The organism is Arthrobacter methylotrophus, from assembly GCF_039539965.1.
In the GTDB taxonomy this organism is placed as follows: domain Bacteria; phylum Actinomycetota; class Actinomycetes; order Actinomycetales; family Micrococcaceae; genus Arthrobacter; species Arthrobacter methylotrophus.
Genome location: NZ_BAABED010000001.1, coordinates 2,571,514 through 2,591,624 on the forward strand (window position 1 = coordinate 2,571,514; position 20,111 = coordinate 2,591,624).

The window sequence follows — 20,111 nt, forward strand, 5'->3', positions numbered from 1 at the left end:
CTTACTGCCTTCCGTTTGCGCCACGCGGCGCCTGGTGTGTCTGACGGCTCTGTTCGAGCACAGCCCGCGCGGCGAGGGCCGCGTCTTCGAAAGCCGGAAAGACCGGGATTCCCATCTTGCGGGCACGTTGTGCGTACGCCGTGATCAGCTCCGCGGTTCCCGCGCTGCCATCCGTTTTCAAGACCAGGATCTGGTGCGTTCCCGGCTGCGACTCGTCGCGTGCCTTTGCGATCGAGTCGATGATGTTGCCCGTGACGTCTCCATGGGTGGCCCCGAGGTTGCGCTGGATGATGCCCACGTTCAGGTGGGAAATCAGCACTGCGGGGTGGCTGTCGGCGAGCACAGTCTTGAGAATGTCCGCAGCGACCGCGCCGCTCCTGACGGCCAGTGTGCCGGCCGGCACGTCGATGGGGTTGTGGAATCCGTTGCCCGGAGGCAGGTCCAGCGCCTCGAGAGCCTCGATGACCTGGGCGGGAAGCGGCGAGGTTGCCACCCCCTGGCGGTCAAGGGCATCTGCGCCCAGCACGCTGGCACCGCCTCCGTTTCCGAAAAGCACTGCCTCACGGCCGTTGGGATGCACGCTCAAATCGAGTGTCGAAAGGGCGTGCAGCGCGGAGGCGAAATCGGCGAGGGAGTCCACCAGGGTCATGCCCGCCTGGCGGGCGATGGCCGGCCACAGGCGGTGGTTTCCTGCAAGCGCGCCGGTGTGGCTGGTGGCCGCACGTGAGCCCTCGGCGGTCCGGCCTCCGGCCAGCAGCACTATAGGCTTCCGGGTTTCGGCCGAGGCAAGCACGTCCAGGACCTGGCGGGCCACGGCCAGCGACTCCAGGTACAGGCCGATAACCTGCACCTCATCGTTGCGCAGGAAGGACTCGACGAGTTCGGCGGCGTCGACGTCGGCGCTGTTTCCGATGCTGATCACGCTGTGGAAATCGATGCCTCGAGCCGCCCCGACGCGCAGGATGTCAACGCTCAGCCCGCCGCTCTGCGAGACCACTGCAGTGGTTCCTGGCGTCAGCGGGGCCTCGGGGACGAAGGAAAGCTTCCCGGCCGAGGCGTGGGTGCCCAGGCAGTTCGGGCCGATCAGGCGAATGCCCGCCTCGCGCACTGTGGCAACGAGCGTGGCCTCGAGTTCCTTGCCTTCTTCGACCTCACCGAAACCGCTGGAAACTACCTGGGCGAACCGCACCTTGCCGGCGCCCTGGCCCAGCGCCTCGGCGACGCGTGCCCCGGGCAGTGCCACGAAGGCGTAGTCGATGGGTTCATCGACGTCGGCCAGCGAGGCGACTGTGGGCAGGCCCTCGATCTCGTCGGCGGCCGGGTGGATCGGGACGATGGCGCCCTCGAAGCCGCCGGCGCGGATGTTGCGGATGAACCGGTTGGCAAGGTTTGGGCGTTTGCCGCTTGCACCGAGTACTGCGATCCTGCGGGGCTGGAACAACGGCGAGAAATCCGTTACCCGGCCATCCTTTCGGTCGGCGACCACGACGCCGTCGGTTCCCAGCGGCCCGACGACGAAGCGGGCATCCACTGCGACCGCACGCGTGTCGGAAACGATCACCGGGTTGAGATCGATTTCGACGACGTCATCGGGAAGGGAAGCTAGAAGGCCTCCAGGGCCGGCAAGTCGCGAGATCAACGTGACAAGGGCCGGGACATCTGCTTTCACGCCGCCACGTGCACCGTTGAGCACCTTCATGCCGCGCAGTTCCTGCAGCATGTCAAGAATCTGCTCGTTCGACAGGGGCGCCAGGCCAAAGGCAACGTCTTCGAATACCTCCACAAGGACCCCGCCAAGGCCGACCATGACGGTCCAGCCAAGTCCGGGCGCGCGCACCGCGCCGGCGATGATCTCATGGCCGGCCGGCACCATTTCCTCAACGAGCAGGCCATCCAGTGTGTGTCCGAAGTCGGCCAGGCTCTCGCGCATCTGTGCCGCGACTTCTTCAAGTTCGGCGCGGGTCACGCCAACCCGCACGCCGCCGGCGTCGGACTTGTGCACGAGCGTCGCCGAGATCGCCTTGACGACCAGCGGTTCGCGCAGGTGGCCCGGAAGTTCCTGGCCCACCGCAATTTCGACGCCTTGGGGGGTATCAATTCCACATGCCGACAGCAGGGATTTCCCTTCGGCCTCGGTAAACATGGCCGATTCTCTGTTTCTGGCCTGTGCGATGAACTCGACGATTGTCTCGGAGCGACTCGCTAGGGCTGTTTCAACTAACAACGGGGGGCACCTCACTGAACGTCGGATCCGGACGGCATACTCTCGCGTCCGGTGTGATTTCAGTCTCGCCAGCCAACTCGGCCCTGGGAAGGTCGCCAGCGCTGGCAGGGTGATATGCCTGCGCTATCGGCACGGGTACCGAACGCCCCTAAGGGGCCGGCCGTTGGGCATGCCAAAAAGGCCGCCGGCTAGAAAGGCGCGGCGGGCCTGTCAGTTGCTTAGAAGGTCTTGGCGGCTTCCCGCAAGAGACGCAGGAACGCCTGCACTGCCGAGGACCTGGCCTCGTCTTTCCTGACGATGGCGGAAGTACTGGCACGTGCCCATTCGAAGGGAAGCGGCACGAGCGCAACACCCTTGCCGCTGATGGTCGAATCGAGAAGCGTGTTCGCCATGCAAATTCCGACGCCGGCGCGCACCATGGCTTGCGCGGCCTCGGCATTGGGTGTGGCGTAGACGATTCTGGCCTCGATCCCTTCCAGCATTCGTTCAAAGGCCACGCGCAGGATGCTTGACTCTGCAGGAAAGATCAGTGCCTCCCCTTCCAGGTCTGCGGGTTCGAAGTCATCCTTGCCGGCAAGCCGATGGCCTTCGGGAACGGCCAGAACCAGCCGGCCTGAGACGAGATCGATGTGGTGCAGCAAAGCATCTTCGGCCGGAACCAGTTCGATACCGGGCAGGCGGGTTACCAGGCCGACGTCGAAATGGCCGCTGAGGACGCCGCGAACCACCATCTTCGAGGGACCCTCGTCGACTTCGAAACGCACATTGGGGAATTCGGTCAACAGTCGTTTTACCACCGTGGGAAGAATCGACTGGGACCCGGCCGGCACCGTTCCGAGCCGGACCGTGCCCAACTTCAGGCCGCCGATAGCGCTGGCTTCCTCGCGCAGCATACGCTCGGCCTGAACAGCCGCAACCACGTGCGGCATGATCCTGTCTGCCGCATAGGTTGGCCGCACACCCTTCGCACCCCGGGTCACCAGGATGACACCCAGGTCCTCTTCGAGCCGCTGTACCTGGTTCGTGATAGTCGGCTGGGAGATGTCGAGTTCCTTGGCAGCTTGCCGGAATGAGCCCGTCCGCAAGGCTGCCTCCAGATAGCGCAACTGTGCGAACCTCATAGCTTTTTCTCCTCTGCTGCCGCGGTCGATTACCGGTGGATGACCACGTTACTCCGATCACAACTCCGGGGATATTTCCTCTGCGGTCACAAAGGATCCGAATGGGATGATGGGTTGTTGTCGACCCTGGTCAGGACTATCTTGTCCACTTGGTCACGAGCTTCTGCAAGCCCGAGATGGAAAGGTCAAGGACCATCGACAGCAAGCCCATGGCCAGCAGGATGGCGAAGGTTTCCGAAACGTGGAAGTTGTTGGTCACCACCACCAACCGCTGGCCAAGTCCGGTGTACGCGCCGACCATTTCCGAGACCACCGCACCGAGCACCGAGTACACGGCGCCAAGCCGTAGCCCGCCCACGATCGACGGCAACGCGGACGGCAGCTCGATCTTGAAGAAGCGTTGCTTGGCCGTCATTCCCAGTGACTTGGTCAACTGTTTGATGTCGTGGTCGATCCCCTGCAAAGCACCAATGGTGCTGGTCATCAGGACGAAGAACACCACACTGAAGGCAACAAGCGCTTTCGGGCCGAAGCCCAGGCCGAACCAGAGGATGAAGATCGGCGCCAGTGCCGGACGGGGAAGGCTGTTCATCAGGGTCAGGAAGGGCCTCGCTGCGACATGAAGAACCTCGACGCGGGCGAAAATGACCCCTGCCAGGATGCCCAGGATCGCACCGGAGACCAAGCCGGCCATGGCACCGCTGAAGGTCGCGGTCACATCGACCCAGAACGTGCCATCCCCCAGTTCCTTGATGAAGGATGTCCCGACATCACCGGGGGTGGAAACCAGTGTCGGATCCACGATCCCCTGACCGGTCACAAACGACCAGCTGAAGACGAAGACGGCGAGGGCACCGATCCTCAGGGCCCAGACGCTCAGCTCCCGCCTGATGCGTGATCGGCGCCGTTCCGTGAGTATCGTGTTGTCGTTGTAGGCCCGCGAGCCTGCGGCGGCGACCAAGGTGTCCGCCTTAGCGATCGTTTCCATGTCAAGCCCTTCCCTTGCGGTCTTCGGTGGTGCTGGCTGAATCACGCATTGCGCGGTGCCCGGACGAGCTTTGAGTCCAAAGGTGATGAGGTGTGCGGACCGCCGGTGACCTGCAGGACCGTTCCGGTGATGAAGCTCGAGGCCTCGGAGCACAGGTAGAGGCAGGCGTCGGCGACTTCTTCCGGCAGGCCCACGCGGCCCAGGGCCAGGAACTCGCCGAAGGACTTCTCGACATCCGCGTTGGCGAAGCGCGAGGACGGGGTCAGAGTGGCGCCAGGCTCAACGCAGTTGGCGCGCACGCCGCGGTCGGCCCATTCCCAGGACATGGTCTTGGTCAACGAGGCAAGCCCCGCTTTTGCAGCCGCATACGCACCACGCATCGGGTGGGCGTAGTTCGCCGAACCCGAGCCGACGTTGATGATGTTGCCGCCGCCCTGCCTCTCAAAGACCGGGAGGCAGGCGACCGAGACGTGGAAGGCACCGCTGAGGTTGGTGCCGATCGTTGCGTTCCACGCATTGGCTGACAGGTCTTCCAGGCGTGCCGCGAAGTTCCCGCCGGCGTTGTTGATCAGGATATCGATCCGACCGAACCCCTCCAGGGCAGCACGGACCAACGCATGGGCGGTCTCGGGTTCCTTGATGTTGCCGGTGACCACGATGGCCTTGCGTCCGAGTTCACGGATCTGCTCGGCCTTCGCTTCGAGCGCCTCGGCCTTGCGTCCGTGCAGGATCAAATCCGCGCCGGCTTCGGCGAACTTGTCGGCAAGCGCCGAGCCGATACCGCCGGAAGCGCCTGTCACGATGACGACCTGGCCGGTGAAGTCGAAGGTGGTCTGACCCGACTTTTTGCTGGTGCTGACTGTGTTCGTCATCTGACGTCCTCCTGATTGGTGTGTGCCCGGTGTGTGCGGCCGACTTCACGCATGGCGGGCCCTCCATGGCAATGGTGCGTTTGAGAAAGCTTCCTTCCATTCGTAGCCGTGGGCAACGTCAGAATCGCTATCGAGGTGATAGCCACGGATCGGGCCTGATTTTCTTGACTCTGCAGCCAAGGTGTTCAACGATTCATTGACCAGTGGGTGACGTGCACCACAGGATCAAGCTTCCCGGTTCCTCGTGTTCATTGCTGTGCCAGCGTGATCATCCTTGGTGCCGGCTCCGCAATCGTCAGCCAACGAAGACTGCCAAACGGGTCGGCCCCGCAAAATAACGACTGGAGCGACAATGCCCAACACAACCCTCCGCTCAACCGGCGATAGTGAGATTTCCATGAATGGACTGACTGAAACGGCATCGCAGCCCACCGCAGCCAGGGGAGTTTCAGTCGAGTTCGAGAATGTGAACCACAGCTTCCTCCACGGCAATCGACCAGTGCGGGTGTTGGACAACTTCAACCTGCGCATCGAACCGTCGGAGTTCGTCAGCATCGTCGGCCCGTCGGGCTGCGGCAAGACGACGGCCCTCGGCATGGTGGGCAACCTCTTGAAGCCGCGCAGTGGCAATGTTCGCATCGATGGTGCCGAGGTACGCCCCGGAAGCAATGACGCGGCCTTCCTCTTCGCCCGTGACGCTCTTCTGCCCTGGCGCCGGGTCCGCAGCAACGTCGAACTCGGCATGGAAATCCGGGGGGTTCCCAAGGAAGAGCGCCGCGGACGCGCCGAGGCATGGCTGCGCCGGGTTCGACTACACGAGTTTGCGGACTCCGACGTCCTCCACCTGTCCCAGGGCATGCGCCAGCGCGTCGCAATCGCACGAACCCTGGTGCAGAACCCCAAAGTACTGCTGATGGACGAGCCATTCGCGGCGCTGGACGCACAGACCCGCGCGATCCAGCAGGAAGAGTTCACCCAGCTCTGGGAAGCTGAGCGCCCAACGGTCATCTTCGTGACCCACGACCTTGAGGAAGCCATCCTGCTCAGCGACCGGGTTATCCTGATGGCCAGCCGGCCCGGCCGCATGGTGGTCGACATGAAGATCGAACTCGAGCGGCCGCGACGCCAGGAGATGCGACGGGACTCCGATCTGTTCAAGTCCTATTTCCACGAGATGTCCGATCGACTTCGAAGCGAAGTCGAACTCGCCGAACAGCGCATCAGGGAAGAGAGCCAGAATGGCTGAGACCCTGCAAAAGGTTGCCGGCGCCGATGGCGCCACCGTCGCGTACCGCCAGTACGGCAAAGGCCCGCGCCTGATCACCTGCCTGCACTCGTTGGCGTTGGATGGATCGTGGTACGCGCCGTTGGCCGAGGCACTTGGCGAAGACTATCGTCTGCTCGCACCTGACTTCCGCGGACATGGACAAAGCCCGCGAGGAGTCTCGGACCTCACACTGGGGCTTATTGCCCAGGACGTCGCCGCCATGTGGGACGCCGAAAACATCGAGAGTTCCGTGGTGCTCGGCATCTCACTGGGCGGCATGGTCGCCCAGGCTGTCACCGGCAGCTTCCCGGACCGGGTCGATGCACAGATCCTGATGGCAACCCGGGGCGGCTTCGATGAAGCAGCCACCCGCGGAACCCTGGCACGCGCTGCCGAGGTCCGGGCTCCCGGCGGACTTGAAGCTGCCGTGGACATGACAATGCGCCGCTGGTTCGGCGACGGCTCCCAGGATGCCGCGAACCCCTTGGTCCAGCAAGCCCGCGCACAATTCCTCGGCGCCGGCGGCAACACCGTCGCCGAGTATTTCGAAGCCATGACCCAGGTCGGCGACTTCCACACGGACTCGCCGCCACCAACCCTCGTGATCGGCGGCGACGACGACCAAAGCACCCCGCGTGCAGTGATCGAACAGCTCGCCGCCTCCATCAGGGACGCCGAGCTGCGCATCGCCCCGGGCGGGCATCTTCTCGCGTTCGAGAACCCCCACCAGGTCGCCGCAGCACTGCTGCCCTTCCTCGAAAATCTGGCTTGCTGGCCGCGCTGACGATCAGCGAGCAGACTAGTCCATATACCTGTTTTACGGAGACGACATGAACAAAACACTCGATCGCGCCATGACGGAGATGAGCGAAGAAGCTCTGAGCGCCCACCTTGAATCGGCCCAGGTGCCGGCCCTCGTCATGCTGACGGCCCACGTCACTGGCGACACAAGTGTGCTGCGCGATGAATGGCGGCCGAACCTGAAGACGCTTCCGCTCAGCGGCCTGGATCCGGCAACCGAGGCTGAGGCCCGCACCTATTGCTTCGAACTGCTCACGCCGTTCCTTGCTACCCAGGACGAATGGGCAGCGGTCCCCGACGAGTCGCTGCGGCGAAAACTTGCCACTTGGCTGATGGGCGGGGAGAACGAAGACGCCCAGGCCATGGCTGCGGTCGCGTTTACCCCCAACAACGTGGACCCGCGCCAGCCCCATTGGACGCTCCAGGACATCGCCCCGGACAGCGCACTAGACGCCGTGGTGATCGGCGCCGGATTCTCCGGCCTGCTGGCCGGCCTGCGCCTGAAGCAGGCGGGTGTTCCGTTCAAGATCATCGAGAAGAGCCTGGACGTCGGCGGCACCTGGTGGGAAAACACCTACCCCGACTGCCGCACCGACGTCCGCAGCCACATCTACACCTATTCCTTCGTCCAGCACGATTGGGAAACCCACTACGGCCGCCAGGAAAAGATCCACCGCTACCTGCACCAGTTCGCCGCCGACAATGGCCTGCTCGAGCACATGGTCTTCGGCACCGAGGTCACGGCCACCCACTGGGACGAGGAAACCGGAACCTGGACCCTTGAAACCAAGACGGCCGCAGGCGTCGGGGAAATCATCGAATCCAACATTGTGGTCAGCGCCGTGGGCCAGCTCAACCGGCCCTCGATCCCCAACCTCCTGGGCCTGGATTCCTTCAGCGGTCCGGTGGTCCACTCTGCGCAATGGGACCACAGCATCGATTTCAGCGGCAAGCGCGTGGTTGTCATCGGCACCGGTGCCAGCACCCTGCAGTTCGCTCCCGCCATCTCGAAGGTTGCCGAGAAGGTAACGATTTTCCAGCGCAGCGCCCCGTGGCTGCGTCCCACCCCGGTGCTGCGCCAGGAGATCGAAACCGGCGAACGCTGGATGCTGAACAACCTGAACCAGTACCGCGCCTACTACCGCTTCTCCATTTTCCTGCCCCGGCTCATCGGCAACCTGCCAGCCGCGACTGTGGACCCGGACTTCCCGCCGACGGAGGTCTCGGTCTCCGCCGCCAACGAGGAGCTGCGCCAGGAGCTGACCGCATACCTTGAGGAGCAGGCCGGGGACGACGAGGAACTGCGCAAGCAGATCATCCCCGATTACCCACCGGCCGCCAAGCGGGTCATCTGCGACGACGGAACCTGGGTGAAGACGCTCAAGCGGGACAACGTCCGCTTGGTCAGTCAGGGAGTGAACCGCATCGACTCCGACGGCGTGTGGCTTGGCGACGAGCACGTTCCGGCCGACATCATCCTGCTCGGCACCGGCTTCAAGGCCTCCGACTTCCTGCTGCCTATGTCCGTATCCGGCATCGGAGGCAAGGACCTGCACGAGACCTGGGGCATCGACGCGAGCGCCTACCTGGGAGTGACACTGCCTGGCTACCCGAACTTCTTCTGCATGTACGGGCCCAACACAAACACTGTTGTCCACGGGAACCTGGTGTTCTTCCTCGAATGCCAGGCCAACTACATCATCGATGCAGTGAAGACGCTGGCCGCCGGCGGCTACCGTGCGATGTCCCTGCGCCCCGACGTGTTTGCCGAGTACGACAAGGAAATCACCGAAGCCAGCGCCAAGCGCACCTGGGGCTGGTCCAAGACCCACAGCTGGTACATGAACGCCGAGGGCCGTTCCACCATCATGTGGCCGCTTCCGGCCCGCGAATACTTCGAACGCACCAGCCATGTGCGCAGCGAAGACTACAACTTCGGCTGACCAGCTCCCCCTTTTACTTCCACCATCCGACCCACCTCACCGGAGACTCAATTGCTCACCGAGACATCCTTGATCACCGAGGCCACGACGATCGTCGCCAACCTCGAAACCCGCTACCTTGCTGGAGGCCCCGACGACGGCGTCCCCGTGGTTTTCCTGCATGACGGTGCCTGGGGCGGTGCCTCCGACGTGACATGGAGTCGCGTCCTTCCGCTGGCCGCGGAGAAATTCCGCGTCATCGCACCCGACTTCCTCGGCTACGGCGGATCGGCCAAGTCGATCCGCGTGGACGTCTCGCCGTTCGCCTTCCGCATCCGCCACGTCTTCTCCCTGCTCGATTCCCTGGGCATCAACGGGCCGGTGCACCTGGTTGGAAACTCCTTCGGCGGATCGATCGGCCTGCGCGCGCTGGCCGATGAGACCTACCGCGGACGGATCGCCTCCGTCACCACGATCAACGGTACCGGCGGCCCGTGGAAGGCTCCGGACATGGCCAAGATCGGCGACTTCGACGGCACCCGGACCCGCCTTGAGGAGATCCTCGACATCCTCTGCGACCCTTCGGACGGCCGGGAAGCCCAGCTCGATGCCCGATTTGGCTGGGCGGCCGCGCCCGGGCACTTCACGGCCATGCGGGGACCACACATGCCGGTACCCGAGGCGCTCAAAGTTGAGCGCCCGGCCGATCCCTACCCCGCGCAGCTTCAGGGGGTCGCCACACCTGTCCTACTCGTGGAGTGCACCGGGGACACGCTGCTGGAAAGCGGCTGGTCCAAGAATCTCCAGGCCGCGCTGCCCAACGCACAGGCCGAACTACTGCCGTACAAGCACTGCCCCAACATCACCCACCCGCAGGAGACCTGGGACCTGATCGGCGGATTCCTCAAATCGACCATCGAAGGCGGCAAGTAATGACGGATAACGGCACGTTCCCGGCCTTGGTCCTCAGCGGCGGGTCCTCCGGCATCGGCGAGGCGTTGGCTGCGGACCTGCGGAACGATTGGGCGGTCACGTCCGTCTCCCGTTCCTTGCCCAGCAACCCGCTTGACGGGGTGAACTACGTCGCCGGCGACGTCGCCGGCGACGCTCCGCAGGCCGTGCGTGAATCCCTGGCGGCACAGGGCCGCACCAGCATCCACTCACTGGTCCACTGTGCGGGCATCGGGGTGTTCGGCCCGTTCATGGAGATGCCCAAGGCAGAGTGGGAGCGTGTGCTGCTGCTGAACCTGCACGGCACGCTGAACTTCGTCCAGGGCGTTGCGGACCTGGTGGAGGACGGCGGCAGGATTGTCCTCTTCTCCTCCGGCACCGTGTTCAAGGCTCCCGCGGGCGCGGCAGCCTATGCGGCCTCCAAGGCCGGCATCATCGGCTTCTCCCGGAGCCTCGCCGCGGAAATGGGCGCACGGAATATCACTGTCAACGTGATTGCCCCCGGCTTGGTCATGACCCCGCTGGCCACCCAGCTCGCCGGCGGTGAGGCAAAGAACATCGAGACCAGGGCCATCAAGCGAGCCTCGGTGGTCGAAGACTATGTCGGCCCCACCCGTTTCTTCCTCTCACCCGGCGCCGGGTTCGTGACCGGGCAGACCCTGGTGGTCGACGGCGGCTCGATCCGCCGCTGACCGCCAAGGTCCACACCATAGCCCGAGCGGCACCGGCGCAGACCGGCTCAATACTGCATTTGAAAGGTTCAAAGATGACCACAACGGCCGACCGTCGAACAGCTACCTCCGACTACTTCCAGCTGGATGATGACCTCAGCCAGGAGGAGATCGGCATCCGGGACAAGGTCCGGACGTTCGCCGAGAATCAAGTTTTGCCTGTCATCAACGAGTACTGGGAGAGGGCCGAGTTCCCCGCTGTGCTGCTGCCGCCGCTGGCCGAGTTGGGTATCATAGGCACGATCATCCAGGGTTACGGCTGCCCGGGCATGAGCCGCAAGGCCGCCGGCATGGTGGCCCGTGAGATGGCCCGCGCAGACGGCAGCCTGAACACCTTCCTGGGTGTGCACTCCAATCTGTGCATGGGAGCACTGAATATCCTCGGCAGCGAGCAGCAAAAAGAACGCTGGCTTCCTGCCCTGGCACGGATTGAAAAAACAGGAGCCTTCGCCCTGACCGAACCGGACCACGGCTCGGACTCCGTCGCGCTGGAAACCCACGCCCGGCGCGACGGGGACCAGTGGGTGATCAGCGGGCACAAGCGGTGGATCGGCAATGGACATGTCGCGGACGTTATTGTCCTGTTCGCCCGCAACACCGAGGACGGGAACGTCAACGCGTTCGTTGTCGAAAAGGACTACGACGGCTGCTACCCGGCGGGCTACTCCCCCACCGTGATCACCGGCAAGGTGGGCAAGCGGGCCATCCTGCAGGCCGACATCGTCATCGAGGAAATGCGCCTGCCCGCGGCCAACAGGCTCGAAGGTTGCCACTCCTTCCGCGACGTATCCCGGGTCCTGCAGGCGACCCGTGGCGGGGCTGCCTGGGAAGCCGTCGGACATGCCATGGCAGTTTTCGAGATTGCCGCCGATTACGCCCAGACCCGCCACCAGTTCGGCAAGCCGATCGCCTCCTTCCAGCTGGTTCAATCCCGGCTGGCGAACATGCTCAGCGAACTGACCACCATGCAGCTGCTGTGCACCCGGATGGCCGAACTCGCCGACCGCGGCCAGCTCACCAACGCCCAGGCGTCCATGGTCAAAATGGCCACCGCCCAAAAAGGCAAGTGGATCTGCAACGAGGCACGCGAGCTGCTCGGCGGCAACGGCCTGCTCCTGGAGAACCACGTCATCCGCCACATGACCGACATGGAAGTCGTCTCCACCTATGAGGGAACGGACTCGATGCAGGCGCTCATCGTGGGCCGCGACATCACCGGCATCTCCGCCTTCAACTGACGCCCTTCAACTAAACCCTCGACCCTTACCGGATCGGGACAGCACGACACAGACACGAACTTAAGGACTGAAAAAGATATGGCTGAGGCCTTCCTGATTGGTGGCGCCCGCACGCCCGTGGGCCGCTACGGCGGCTCCCTCTCGTCGATGCGCCCTGACGACCTTGCGGCACTCACCGTACGCGCCGCCGTCGAACGCGCCGGTATTGATCCGGCGGTTGTGGATGAGGTGATCCTCGGCAACGCCAACGGCGCCGGTGCGGAGAACCGCAACGTGGCCCGCATGGCCTGGCTCCTGAACGGCTACCCGGACAGCGTCCCGGGAATCACCGTCAACCGCCTCTGCGCCTCCGGCCTGTCCGCCATCATCATGGCCTCCCACATGGTCAAGGCCGGCGCCGCGGACATCGTGGTAGCTGGCGGTGTGGAGTCGATGAGCCGTGCCCCCTGGGTCATGGAAAAACCTGACAAGGCCTTCGCCAAGCCCGGAGCCGTCTTTGACACGTCGATCGGCTGGCGCTTCACCAACCCGGCGTTCCTCTCCGGGCCGAACTCCCGCGACGGCAAGGCCGCGTTCTCCATGCCCGAGACCGCCGAGGAAGTGGCCCGCGTATACGGCACGTCGCGGGAGGACTGCGACGCCTTTGCCGTCCGCTCCCATGAACGGGCCCTGGCGGCCATCAACGCCGGCCGGTTCGCCGATGAGATCGTGCCCGTGGGCATCACCGGACGCAAGGGCGCCACCACCCTCGTGGACACCGATGAGGGACCCCGGCCCGGGACCAGCCTGGAGGTCCTCGCCGCGCTCCGACCCGTCGTCAGGGGCGGCTCCGTGGTCACCGCCGGCAATGCCTCCACCCTCAACGACGGATCGTCCGCCATCATCGTCGCCTCCGAGGCCGCTATCCAGAAATACGGGCTGACGCCCCGCGCAAGGATCCTCGAGGGCAGCTCCGCGGGAGTGGCCCCTGAAGTGATGGGCATCGGTCCCGTCCCCGCAACCCGGAAGGTACTGGATCGCGCCGGCCTCTCGGTCAGTGACCTGGGCGCCGTCGAACTCAACGAGGCCTTCGCCTCCCAGTCGCTCGCCGTCATGCGGGAGCTCAAGCTGGAAGAGGACATTGTGAATTCCGACGGCGGCGCCATCGCCCTCGGCCACCCGCTCGGCTCCTCCGGGTCCCGGCTCGTCGTGACCCTGCTCGGACGCATGGAACGCGAACTCACCGGCAACGCCCGCAAGCTCGGCCTCGCGACCATGTGCGTCGGCGTCGGCCAGGGAACAGCCCTGCTCATCGAGGGCGTCTGATGACGGCGGTGGTGAACGACGCCGGAACCTCCCTGGACGCATCGTCCATCACGGCGCTGCTGATTGACGAACGCGGGGACCGTTTGGCGGTCCGGCTGCACAGGCCGGAGGTGCGCAATGCAATTGACCAGACCATTGTCGATGAGCTCCATGCAGTCTGCGCGCACCTTGAACGGACACCCAAAGTCCTGATTCTCTCCGGCACTCCCGGTGAGCCGGCCACCGGAACAACGGCCATTTTTGCCTCCGGTGCGGACATCGCCCAATTGCGCGGACGTCGTCGGGATGATGCCCTGGCCGGGATCAACTCCGGCGTCTTCGACCGGATCGCGAGGCTTCCCATGCCCGTCATCGCGGCACTGGACGGCTTCGCGCTGGGTGGCGGGGCGGAACTGGCCTACGCGGCCGATTTCCGTATCGGCACGCCGGGCCTGCGGATGGGCAACCCGGAAACCGGGCTGGGCATCATGGCCGCCGCCGGGGCAACATGGCGACTGCGCGAGCTCGTCGGGGAACCCTTGGCCAAGGAAATCCTCCTCGCCGGACGCACCCTGACAGGCCAGGAATGCCTCAGCGCCGGCCTGATCACAGAACTCGTTGAACCCGGGCACCTCCTGGATGCCGCCCACGCCCTGGCCGACCGCATTGCCCGGCAGGACACCCTCGCCGTGCGCCTGACAAAAACCGTCTTCCACTCGCCGCGGGAGGTCCATCCACTCATCGACAACCTGGCCCAAGGCATCCTCTTCGAATCCGCGGCCAAATTCGACCGCATGCAGCAGTTCCTGGACAGGAAGAAGCAGTAATGACAAACACCATCGAAGCATCCTTCGGCACTCCTGCCGGGCTCCTGCCAGCCACCCTCGGGGTACTGGGCGGCGGCCGCATGGGTGCCGGCATCGCCCATGCCTTCCTCCTCAACGGTTCGAAAGTGACCGTCGTCGAGCGCGACGACGACTCCGCCCGCGGCGCCCAGGAGCGCGTCGCTGCTTCCATCGCTGCGTCGTTTGACCGCGGTGCCCTGTCGGGGGATTGCGGTGAGGTCCTGAAGAGGTTCGAAACGAGCACCGACTACGCCGCCTTCGCCTCCTGCGACCTCGTGGTCGAGGCCGTTCCCGAGGACGGAAAGCTGAAGGCGACCGCACTCAGCGCCGTGGCGGAACACCTTTCCCCGCATGCCTATCTCGCGACCAACACCTCGTCCCTGTCGGTCAGCAGGCTCGCCGAGGCGCTGCCTAAGCCTGAGTCGTTCCTGGGCCTGCATTTCTTCAACCCTGTCCCCACCTCCACGCTCATCGAGGTTGTAGTCGGTGAAAAAACCTCCGAAGAGACTCTCGCCGCAGCAAAACAGTGGGTGTCTGGGCTGGGCAAAACCGCCGTCGTGGTCCAGGACGCGCCCGGCTTTGCCTCCTCCCGCCTTGGCGTCGCCATCGCACTGGAGGCGATGCGCATGGTCGAGGCAGGCGTCGCTTCTGCCGAGGACATCGACAACGCCATGGTTTTGGGCTACAAACACCCCACCGGACCCCTGAAGACAACCGACATTGTGGGTCTTGACGTGCGCCTCAGCATCGCCGAGTACCTGCATGCCACCCTCGGCGAGCGTTTCGCACCGCCGCAGATCCTGCACGACATGGTTGCTGCCGGTGATCTGGGGCGCAAGACCGGCAAGGGCTTCTACAACTGGAACTGATCGGGCGGCGGGGCGCAGCGGCGCCGCTCCGCCCTCGTTCCCGGAACACCCGACCACCACCATGAAAGGCCCACAGATGTCTGACATCAGTGATTTGATTGACTTCGATTCCTTGCTCACCGCGGAAGAGCGTACGCTGCGCGATTCCGTGCGGTCCTTCGTTGACAGCGAGATCAAGCCGAACATCGCAGGCTGGTACGAAAATGGCCACTTCCCGGTGGAGATCGTCCCGGAACTGGCCAAGCTCGGCCTACTGGGCATGCACCTGAAAGGCTACGGCTGCGCCGGCCGTTCCGCCGTGGACTACGGCCTGGCGGGTGCGGAGCTGGAAGCCGGCGACTCGGGGACGCGGACCCTTGTTTCTGTGCAGGGATCGCTGGCCATGAGCGCCATCTACAAGCACGGCTCCGACGAGCAGAAGCAGGAATGGCTGCCGGCAATGGCCAAAGGCGAGGTGATCGGCTGCTTCGGCCTGACCGAACCCACTGCCGGATCGGATCCGGGCAGCATGACTACTTTCGCCCGCTGCGACGGCGGCGACTGGGTGCTCAACGGCGCCAAGCGCTGGATCGGATTGGCGTCCGTGGCCCAGATCGCCATCATCTGGGCCCAGACCGACGGCGGGGTGCGCGGCTTCCTGGTGCCCACTTCGACCCCGGGATTCACGGCCACGCCGATCGGAGCGAAGCTGTCCATGCGCTCCTCCATCCAGTGCGACATAGAACTCACAGACGTTCGCCTGCCCGAATCCGCGGTATTGCCGAACGTCGTCGGGCTCAAGGGCCCGTTCTCCTGCCTGAATGAGGCCCGCTACGGCATCATCTGGGGCGCCATGGGAGCGGCCCGCGACTCCTTCGAGGCCGCCCTGGACTATTCCAAGGGCCGTATGCAGTTCGGCAGACCACTGGCCGGCTACCAGCTGACCCAGCAGAAGCTGGTGGACATGGCTTTAGAGATCAACAAGGGCTTCCTGCTCGCCCTGCACCTGGGCCGGAAGAAGGACGCCGGAACGCTGCAGCCGGACCAGATCTCGGTTGGTAAACTGAACAATTGCCGTGAGGCCATCAAAATTGCCCGCGAAGCCCGCACCATCCTCGGGGGCAATGGCATCACCTTGGACTACTCACCGTTGCGGCACGCGAACAACCTCGAATCCGTGCGCACCTACGAGGGCACCGACGAAGTCCACACCCTCATTCTGGGCCAGCGACTCACCGGCGTCGCTGCCTTCCGCTAAACCCGGAGCAGCAGCACTTGATCCAAAAATTAGGTCCCTTGGGTAACAGCGACGTTACCGGGACCCACGCGAAGGAACTCGATTCATGCAAACGTTGAGGCGAAATAGACCGTATCTGATGACGCGGTGGAAGTACCTGTGGCGTGGGGAGTTCGTCGGGCTGCGCCGGGAGGGGCGGGAAATAGACTCCGGCTGGGTCGATGACGTCAGCCCTGATGGCACCATCATGTGGATCCACCTGACAAAAGGAAGAGGCCGCATGATGGTTCACGTCAGCGACGGACTCGACGTCTGGCGAGTGGATACCCGGATATTGCTGTTGGGCGACGGTGGGAACACTAGAAGGGTAATGACATGTCCAAAGTGACCACACGGCAGGCAGTGCCAGAAATGATGACGCCACCGGGTCAAGAGTCACGCGCAAAGGCGTGGGGCCTGACGTCAGTACTGGTTTTGCTGTACACCGTCAACTACAGCGACAAGATCCTGCTCGGACTTGTCGCCCAACCCCTCAAAGACGAATTCGGGCTCACGTCAGCTCAAATCGGGCTGGCCGCGAGCGTGTTCTTCTTCGCGTTCTCGGCCGGGGGGTTCTTTGCCGGACTCATCAACAAGTGGGCCACTCTTAAATGGTCCCTGATGGCATTGGCCGTCATTTGGGCGGCCTGCATGGTCCCCATGATCGTCGCAGGCAGCTTCGTGGTTCTCCTGGTCAGCCGATTCCTGCTCGGCCTGACAGAAGGCCCATCGGGTGCGCTCATCCATACGGCCGCGTATTCATGGCACCCCATCGAAAAGCGCTCCATGCCCGGGGCGTTCATCGCCTCTTCAAGTTCGCTGGCAAAGATCGCCGCCGCACCGGCATTGGCCTTCCTCATCGTGCAATTCGGCTGGCATTCGGCCTTCGTTGCCATGCTCGTCGTCGGCCTGGGCTGGTGCGCGCTGTGGTACTTCACCTGGCGTCCGGGACCCTACGGCGAAGTCCGGATCCCGGGTGTCAAGGGTTCGGCCACTACTCCAGCTCCCGCCGTTCCGTGGATGTCGATCTTCCGCACGCGGACCTTCCTGGGTGCACTTGCGGCCGTTATCCCCATGTACGCCCTGCTGACCGCTGTCCTCACGTGGTTGCCGTCGTACTTCGAAGTCGGACTGGGTTTCACCCGCTTCCAGGCCGGAGCCATGTTCGGGTTCCCCAGCATCGCGGCAATGCTCGCAATGTTCTCCAGCACGTACCTCAGTGACAAGTTCATGAGCCGGGGCGTGAGCTCGAGGATCATGAGGGGAATCGTCCCGGCAGCAGGACTCCTTGTGTGCGGCGTATCGATGGCGGTGCTGCCCTACATCGGCACACCGATCGTCGTCGTAGTAGTTGTCTCAATCGGCTACGGAATCGGCTGCATCCTCGCCCCGATCATGAACGCAGCCATTTCCCAGATCTGTCCCAAGAATCAAGTAGCTGGTTCATTGGGCATGTTCCTTGCCTTGATGGCCCTTGGTGGCATCGTCGCCCCGCCATTGACCGGAATGATCGTGGACCAGGCAGTTTCACCTGCCGTCGGGTACGCACAATCCTTCCAAATATTCGGCATTGTTTCGATCGTCGGCGCGATTTTGGCCATGATCCTGGTGGATCCCGACCGTGACTCGGCGCGAGTGATGGCACAGCTTAAGACTGCTGCCTGAGGAGAACCCGACCGTGACCACCGCTGTTGCAAGATCCGCCACCCCGGGCCTGATGCGCCTCGGCGTGGTCCTGACCCTGGCCACGGGAATCGGCCCGCTGCTCACCACGGGTGTGAGTGCCCTGGGTCCTTTGCTGGCACGTGACCTCCACCTGACGCGCCTGGAGTTTGGCTCCTTCGCCGTGGTGGCTTGTGTTTCCGCGGCGATCCTGTCCACACCGCTCGGCTGGGCTGCCGACCGGTTGTCACAACGCACCGGGATCCTGATGCTCCATGGCTTCGGCCTGTGCGCCATGGTCGCGGCAGCCTTGTCCCAGTCCATGGCCGGCCTGTGGGTCAGTGCTGTCTTCGGCGGCGCAGCCCTTGGCCTGGCCAATCCGCTGACCAATGGCATGGTGGCGTTGCGGGTGGAGCCGGGCCGCCGCGGCATGTTGGTGGGCGTGAAACAAACGGGCGTCCAGCTCATCCAGGTGTTCACCAGCCTGGCCTACCCGCTGGCTGCCACGCTGGTGTCCTGGCAAGCAGGGTTCCTGGTGGGCGCCGCGGTCACCCTCCTGTCGCTCTGGGTGGCCCTGCACTACCTCCACGTCCGTCCCCAATGCACCGCTCCACCACGCGCATCCCGGAACGGGCCGCGCCGCGTCAAGGCGATAGGACTCGCGTGGCTCGTGGCCTACGCTTTCCTGTCTGGCGTCCAGTACCAGACCTTGGCCACTTACCTGCCGCTCTTCGCCTTCGAGGGCCTCCACCTGCGGGCCGAAATCGCAGCCCTGTGCGGTGTGGTGCTGGGGGTGAGCGGCCTGGTGTCACGGTTGGTCTGGGGCCGGCTGACGGAACGGTTCAGGGCCCCCGGGGTGCCGCTGGCCTTGATTGCGGTCTTCAGCGCTGTGGCCGTAGGGCTGGTAGCCGGTTCATCGCTCTGGGGAACGCAAGTCCTCATGTGGACAGGAACCGCGCTCTATGGTTTGTCCGGGAACGCCGCCATGGTGATCCTGCTCACGGTGGTTATGCGCCTGGTCCCGGGGTCCCAGGCCGGCGCAGCGACGGGACGGATCTCCATGGGGTTGTTCGCCGGCTTCGCCGCAGGTCCGGTGCTTTTCGGACTGCTGACCGACCACAGTGGCTACGCCGCGGGTTGGGTAAGCCTGCTCGCGGCAAGCGTGATGATGATCCTGGCACCGCTTGGCCTGCGCAGGCTGGCTGTTCCCGATCAACCCAAAAAGCAGACTGCCACGGATCTACGGCCGGCTGATACCCACTGAGGTACCCGCCGGGCAATCCCGGCCTCGGAACCCCCGAAGCCGGCCCGGGCGCTCTACGGGTTGTGCAAGCATCCTGCTGGCACCCCGATAGCCAACGAGGGATGGTTCCCGACCGCCACGTTGGCTACGGTCGGGACTGTGAGTGTTCTCTATTTGGTCCGGCACGGACAAGCATCATTCGGCACCGAGGACTACGACCGGCTGTCAACACGCGGCAAAGACCAGAGTCACGCGCTCGGCACCTACATGATGCGGGCCGGGACAACTCCAACCCGCATCGTCAGCGGCGGTATGAAACGCCAGCGCCAGACGGCACAGGGACTCATCGAGGCTGCCGGCTGGGACACGACCCCCGTCGTCGATCCGGGCTGGGACGAATTCAACGCATCCGAGCTGCTGGACGCTTATCCGGAAGAAGACCCGAGCGCCAAAACCGACTCGCGAGCCTTCCAGCGACTGCTCGAGAAAGCCTCTGCCCGCTGGGCCTCCAACAACCACGACGCCGACTATCTGGAGTCGTTCTCCGCGTTCACCCAGCGGATCGACACGGCCCTGGATAGCGCCGTCGAAGGGCTCGGATCGGGTCAGGACGCAGTGGTCGTCTCAAGCTCAGGCGCCATCGCCTGGGCAGTGGCCCGGCTTGTCAACGGCGGCTTTCCACAATGGCTTGCACTAAACCGGGTCACCGTGAATTCAGGTGTCACCAAGATCGTCACGGGTTCATCCGGGAAGACGATGGTGACATTCAACGACCATGGCCACCTTCCGCGCTCCTGGGTCACGTACCGCTAGGCGGCCCGGGACAGGCACCGACTTC

The 20,111-nt window shown here is 64.2% G+C and carries 18 protein-coding genes; 14 read left to right on the forward strand and 4 right to left on the reverse strand.

Annotated features, from left to right (window positions below):
• Position 1: 1 nt before the first annotated feature.
• From ABD884_RS13675 to ABD884_RS13690, 4 genes are all read right to left on the reverse strand, one after another.
• A complete protein-coding gene (locus ABD884_RS13675) occupies positions 2–2,224 on the reverse strand; it encodes an acetate--CoA ligase family protein (RefSeq protein WP_345046553.1) in 2,223 nt (740 codons plus the stop codon).
• A gap of 218 nt (positions 2,225–2,442) precedes the next feature.
• On the reverse strand, positions 2,443–3,345 hold the full coding sequence (locus ABD884_RS13680; protein WP_345046555.1) for a LysR family transcriptional regulator: 903 nt from the start codon (positions 3,343–3,345) through the stop codon (positions 2,443–2,445).
• A 136-nt stretch (positions 3,346–3,481) separates the two neighbouring features.
• The gene (locus ABD884_RS13685) at positions 3,482–4,333 is read right to left on the reverse strand and encodes an ABC transporter permease (RefSeq protein WP_345046559.1); all 852 of its coding nucleotides are present in this window, start codon (positions 4,331–4,333) and stop codon (positions 3,482–3,484) included.
• A gap of 41 nt (positions 4,334–4,374) precedes the next feature.
• Complete coding sequence (locus tag ABD884_RS13690; RefSeq protein ID WP_345046562.1) at positions 4,375–5,205, reverse strand: SDR family NAD(P)-dependent oxidoreductase; 831 nt, start codon at positions 5,203–5,205, stop codon at positions 4,375–4,377.
• A 352-nt stretch (positions 5,206–5,557) separates the two neighbouring features.
• On the opposite strand from ABD884_RS13690, the gene ABD884_RS13695 reads away from it, so the two are divergent.
• The 14 genes from ABD884_RS13695 to ABD884_RS13760 all read left to right on the forward strand — a co-directional run bounded on the left by ABD884_RS13695 (position 5,558) and on the right by ABD884_RS13760 (position 20,086).
• Positions 5,558–6,451: an ABC transporter ATP-binding protein gene (locus tag ABD884_RS13695; protein WP_345046566.1), complete on the forward strand. Its 894-nt coding sequence runs from the start codon at positions 5,558–5,560 to the stop codon at positions 6,449–6,451.
• Positions 6,444–7,256: an alpha/beta fold hydrolase gene (locus tag ABD884_RS13700; RefSeq protein WP_345046569.1), complete on the forward strand. Its 813-nt coding sequence runs from the start codon at positions 6,444–6,446 to the stop codon at positions 7,254–7,256. Before ABD884_RS13695 ends, ABD884_RS13700 begins: the two co-directional genes overlap by 8 nt.
• 46 nt (positions 7,257–7,302) lie before the next feature.
• Positions 7,303–9,216 carry a flavin-containing monooxygenase gene (locus tag ABD884_RS13705; RefSeq protein WP_345046571.1) on the forward strand — a complete coding sequence of 638 codons (1,914 nt, stop codon included), beginning with the start codon at positions 7,303–7,305 and terminating at the stop codon, positions 9,214–9,216.
• Between the two features lie 51 nt (positions 9,217–9,267).
• Positions 9,268–10,128 carry an alpha/beta fold hydrolase gene (locus tag ABD884_RS13710; RefSeq protein ID WP_345046575.1) on the forward strand — a complete coding sequence of 287 codons (861 nt, stop codon included), beginning with the start codon at positions 9,268–9,270 and terminating at the stop codon, positions 10,126–10,128.
• Entirely contained in the window at positions 10,128–10,838 is a 711-nt protein-coding gene (locus ABD884_RS13715; RefSeq protein WP_345046578.1) for an SDR family NAD(P)-dependent oxidoreductase, read from the forward strand. The genes ABD884_RS13710 and ABD884_RS13715 overlap by 1 nt, the downstream gene beginning before the upstream one ends.
• 74 nt (positions 10,839–10,912) lie before the next feature.
• A complete protein-coding gene (locus tag ABD884_RS13720; RefSeq protein WP_345046583.1) occupies positions 10,913–12,115 on the forward strand; it encodes an acyl-CoA dehydrogenase family protein in 1,203 nt (400 codons plus the stop codon).
• A 78-nt stretch (positions 12,116–12,193) separates the two neighbouring features.
• Complete coding sequence (locus ABD884_RS13725) at positions 12,194–13,420, forward strand: acetyl-CoA C-acyltransferase (RefSeq protein WP_345046586.1); 1,227 nt, start codon at positions 12,194–12,196, stop codon at positions 13,418–13,420.
• Positions 13,420–14,226 (forward strand): enoyl-CoA hydratase/isomerase family protein, encoded by an 807-nt coding sequence (locus tag ABD884_RS13730; RefSeq protein ID WP_345046590.1) that lies wholly within the window; start codon positions 13,420–13,422, stop codon positions 14,224–14,226. The genes ABD884_RS13725 and ABD884_RS13730 overlap by 1 nt, the downstream gene beginning before the upstream one ends.
• Entirely contained in the window at positions 14,226–15,113 is an 888-nt protein-coding gene (locus ABD884_RS13735; protein ID WP_345046593.1) for a 3-hydroxyacyl-CoA dehydrogenase family protein, read from the forward strand. The genes ABD884_RS13730 and ABD884_RS13735 overlap by 1 nt, the downstream gene beginning before the upstream one ends.
• 76 nt (positions 15,114–15,189) lie before the next feature.
• Positions 15,190–16,350: an acyl-CoA dehydrogenase family protein gene (locus ABD884_RS13740; protein WP_345046596.1), complete on the forward strand. Its 1,161-nt coding sequence runs from the start codon at positions 15,190–15,192 to the stop codon at positions 16,348–16,350.
• A 118-nt stretch (positions 16,351–16,468) separates the two neighbouring features.
• On the forward strand, positions 16,469–16,717 hold the full coding sequence (locus ABD884_RS13745; RefSeq protein WP_345046599.1) for a hypothetical protein: 249 nt from the start codon (positions 16,469–16,471) through the stop codon (positions 16,715–16,717).
• Positions 16,705–18,033, forward strand: a complete 1,329-nt coding sequence (locus tag ABD884_RS13750) for an MFS transporter (protein WP_345046602.1) — start codon at positions 16,705–16,707, stop codon at positions 18,031–18,033. The genes ABD884_RS13745 and ABD884_RS13750 overlap by 13 nt, the downstream gene beginning before the upstream one ends.
• Positions 18,034–18,046: 13 nt before the next feature.
• Positions 18,047–19,294: an MFS transporter gene (locus ABD884_RS13755; protein WP_345046605.1), complete on the forward strand. Its 1,248-nt coding sequence runs from the start codon at positions 18,047–18,049 to the stop codon at positions 19,292–19,294.
• A gap of 138 nt (positions 19,295–19,432) precedes the next feature.
• Complete coding sequence (locus tag ABD884_RS13760) at positions 19,433–20,086, forward strand: histidine phosphatase family protein (protein WP_345046608.1); 654 nt, start codon at positions 19,433–19,435, stop codon at positions 20,084–20,086.
• Positions 20,087–20,111 lie beyond the last annotated feature (25 nt).